Genomic DNA, 3,654 nt, shown 5'->3' on the forward strand with positions numbered 1-3,654 from the left:
TCTCTCCCCTCTCGTCCCCCTCGTCCCCCTCATCCCCTTCGTCTCCCTCGACCGGGCCGGCCACGCACCAGCGCCCGGCCGCCACACCCGCGGCCACCGAGCGACCCGGCCCCACTGTCCTCTACCTCGGTGACTCCCTCGCCATGGAGAACCAGAAGGTCCTCGGCGAACTCCTGCGGGACGAGACGAAGGCGCGGTACACCGGCGCCCCGTACTCCGGCACCACCCTGTGCGACTACCTGGAGGGCACCGGCGAGGACTCCCTCGTCCCGCCGAAGGACAAGGCGGCCGCCCTGGTGCGCCGGCTGCGGCCGGACTTCGTGGTGCTCCAGTTCTGGGGCAACGCGTGGGGCTACACGCCCTGCATGGACGGCATCACGTACGACAAGGCGCGGGACAGGTACTTCGCGCGCTACACCGCCGACGCCAGGCGGCTGACCGAGCAGATCACGGCGGCCGCGAACGGGGTGCGGATCGTCTGGGTGCTCCAGGGACCGGACCCGATCACCCCCGACCGGGTCCGGCGTGTCAACGCGGTCTACGAGCGGCAGGCGCGGGCCGGCGGCGATCTGCTCGCGGACGCCGGGAAGGCGGTGAGCCCGGCCGCGGACCGCTACACCTGGACCCAGTACCTGCCGTGCACCGCGTACGAACGCGAGCACGGGCCGTACTGCACGCAGCCGGCCAGTGGCCGCACGGCACTGCACCGCGATGACGACTACCTGCACTTCTGCCTGGCGCCCACCACGTCGACACCCAGGCCCTGCCCCGTCCGCTCCCCCGGCATCCTGCGCATCACCCGGGTGATCAGTCGGGCGATCAGCGGGGCCGTGACCGCGACGGCGGACTGACTCAGCGCCCGCTCGTCCCTGGTTGTCTGCCGGTCCCCAGTTCCGTCTCGACCAGCCGGTACATGTGCCGGCGTGCGTCCTCCGTGCTCAGCTCGGGTGCCTGCCGCAGCCGTTGGAGGGCCAGGCCGTCGGAGAGTGCGGCGAAGCGGACGGTGAACCCGGCGGGGTCGGCGCAGACGAACTCGCCGTCGGCGACGCCCCGTTCGACCAGGGAGCGGATCTGGCTGTGCCAGTTCTCGTACCGTTCGGCCTGGCCGCCGGCGAAGGCCTGGTCGGGGTCCTGGTCGCGGTCGCCTGCGCTCCAGTAGTCGAACCACATCCGCCAGTGCCGGTCGGTGTCCTGGGTGAACAGCGCGTCGATCAGCAGCCGCAGGGCCTCGGCGCCGCCGTGCGCCTCCTCGGCGGCCTCCTTCAGTGCCGCGTAGTAGCGCTCGATGTTCAGCACCATCGCCTCGGAGAGGATCTCCTGGACGCTGCCGAAGTGGTAGGTGACCGTGCCGACCGACACGCCGGCCGCCGCGGCGACGTCCCGGACGCCCACGGACGCGTACCCGCGCTCGGCGATGAGCGGGACGGCCGCCTCCACGATGAGCCGGCGGCGGACCTCGGTGGGCTGGCGCGTGCGGTCGGCGGCGGCGACGGCACGCCGAGGCGGCTTCGCGGCCTTCACGCGGACGTCCTCGGGGTGGTGCGGTGCCATGCGCGCTCGATCACTGTCTCTCCGTCCGCCCGTGCTTCCATCCGACTGTCCATGATGAACTCCGTGGCGGTGGCCCGCAGTTCCGTACGCGTGATGATCTCGGCGTCCCAGTCGGCGCCGCGCCGCAGCCGGATCGTCCACTCGGAGACCGCCCGCGCGGACAGGGGATCGTCGGCGCGGATCCGGTACGTCTCCCGGGCGCTCTCCTCGTAACGCAGTCCGTCGGGGTAGACCCGTGATCCGCCGTAGTGGGGGTCGACCTCCAGCGTCCACTCGCCCGCGGCGACATCGTGCGTGACCAGTCGTTCCGGTCGTTCCGGTCGTTCCGGCGGCGCGGGATCGGCGGCCCGCTCCTGCTCGACGGGCAGCGGCGGGGCCTGCTCGGGCTCCTCGAAGCGGATGGGCGCCCTGCCCTCGTCGGAGGCCGGGTCCCGGACGGGGAGGAGTACGGCGCTCTCGGCGGGGAGCACGGTCAGCCCGCCGCGCTCACCGTGCGGCCACACCCAGGGCCAGTACGTGTCGGAGACGGCGACCCTGACGCGGTGTCCCGGCGGGAAGGCGTACCCGACGCCGTTGAGGTCGAACTCCACCGTCTCGTACGTACCCGGGGTCCACTCGACGGCCCGGTCGCGCCCGTGCCTGCTGAGCAGGTTGAGGACGCCGCGCGTGACGAGCGTGGACGAGCCGTCGGGGGCGACGTCGCAGATCCGGGCGATGACATGGGCGCGGGGTGTCGCGCTGTCGAGGCTCAGCCGCACGCGCGGCCGGCCCAGGATCTCCACGCGCTCGTCCAGCGGTTCCGAGTCGAAGCAGACCGAGCGGCCGTCCTCCTCTCGCTGGTCGGGCGGCAGATCGCTCGCGTTGCCGAACGGGAAGAACCGCCCGGCGTCGAGACCGGTGTGCTGCGGCGACCGTACGAGGACGGGGGCGCCGCCGTTCCCCAGGGGCCGCTCGTCCCAACTGACGGCGGGCGACGGCCAGTCGGTCTCCCCGACCCAGCGGCCCGGCAGCACGTGGTACGAGGTGGCGGGCGGGACGGAGTCGGTGAGCCACGCGCGCAGCTTGGGCTCGCGCATGATGCCGGTGTCCTCGTCCTTGAGGTGCTGGTCCCACCAGCGCAGGGTCTCCTGGAGGAAGCCGATCGCCGGGCCGGGCGGCAGACCGCGGTCCGGGTACTGGTGCGACCAGGGGCCGATGAGTCCCCGTACGCGGTCGTCGGGCAGGTGTTCCACGAGCCGCAGGACGGCGTCGCGGTAGGGGTCGTTCCAGCCGCCGACGGCGAGGACCGCCGCGTCGATCGCCGTGTAGTCCTCGCAGACGCTGCCGTGCCGCCAGTAGTCGTCGCGTTGCTGGTGTGCCAGCCAGGTGTGCAGGAAGGGGTCGAGGGCTTCGAGGCGCTCGCGCCACATCGGCAGCCATCGGTCCCCGCCCACGCTGGTCGGGTCAGGCGGGCGGGAGGCGAACGCGAGCATGGTGCCGGCCCAGGCGAGCATGTCGACGCCGAGGACGGCGCCGCCCATGTAGTGCACGTCGTTGTCGTAGCGGTCGTCCGTCGAACAGACCGTGACGATCGCCTTGAGCGGTTCGGGGGCGAGGGCGGCGATCTGGAGGGAGTTGAAGCCGCCCCAGGAGATGCCGAACATGCCGACCTTGCCGGTGCACCAGGGCTGCCGCGCGAGCCAGTTGACGACGTCGACGCCGTCCGCGAGTTCCTGCGCGTCGTACTCGTCGCCGGGGGTGCCCTCGCTGTCGCCGTGGCCTCGGATGTCGACGCGGACGGAGGCGTAGCCGTGGCCGGCGTACCAGGGGTGGCGTTGGGCGTCTCGGGGGGCTGTCCAGTCGGTCTTGCGGTAGGGGAGGTATTCGAGGAGGGCGGGGACCGGGGCGGTTTCGGCGTCCGTGGGGCGCCAGATGCGGGCGTGCAGGTGGGTGCGGCCGTCGCGGGTGGGGATCCAGACGTCCTCACGCGTGACCTGCCGGTCGAAGTGCTCACGGTATTTCAACTTGGCTTGCTCCTTGTTGCTGGGGTGGGGGTTGCTGTTGCGTGTTTCGCCCCCCCCCCCCCCTCCCACTCCCCTCGCCTCTGGGGGCTGCCGCCCCCAG

At 72.4% G+C, this 3,654-nt stretch carries 3 protein-coding genes; 1 reads left to right on the forward strand and 2 read right to left on the reverse strand.

Annotation, left to right across the window (positions count from 1 at the left end; genetic code table 11):
• On the forward strand, positions 1-851 hold an 851-nt coding region (locus tag AOK01_RS39580; RefSeq protein ID WP_055520423.1), incomplete at its 5' end, for an SGNH/GDSL hydrolase family protein.
• 1 nt (position 852) lies between these two features.
• On the opposite strand, the gene AOK01_RS39585 is transcribed toward AOK01_RS39580, so the two are convergent.
• On the reverse strand, positions 853-1,551 hold the full coding sequence (locus AOK01_RS39585) for a TetR/AcrR family transcriptional regulator (protein ID WP_055520420.1): 699 nt from the start codon (positions 1,549-1,551) through the stop codon (positions 853-855).
• Entirely contained in the window at positions 1,518-3,554 is a 2,037-nt protein-coding gene (locus AOK01_RS39590) for a CocE/NonD family hydrolase (protein WP_055520422.1), read from the reverse strand. The genes AOK01_RS39585 and AOK01_RS39590 overlap by 34 nt, the downstream gene beginning before the upstream one ends.
• Positions 3,555-3,654 lie beyond the last annotated feature (100 nt).

The sequence above is a fragment of the Streptomyces aurantiacus genome (assembly GCF_001418335.1).
Taxonomy (GTDB): Bacteria; Actinomycetota; Actinomycetes; order Streptomycetales; family Streptomycetaceae; genus Streptomyces; species Streptomyces aurantiacus.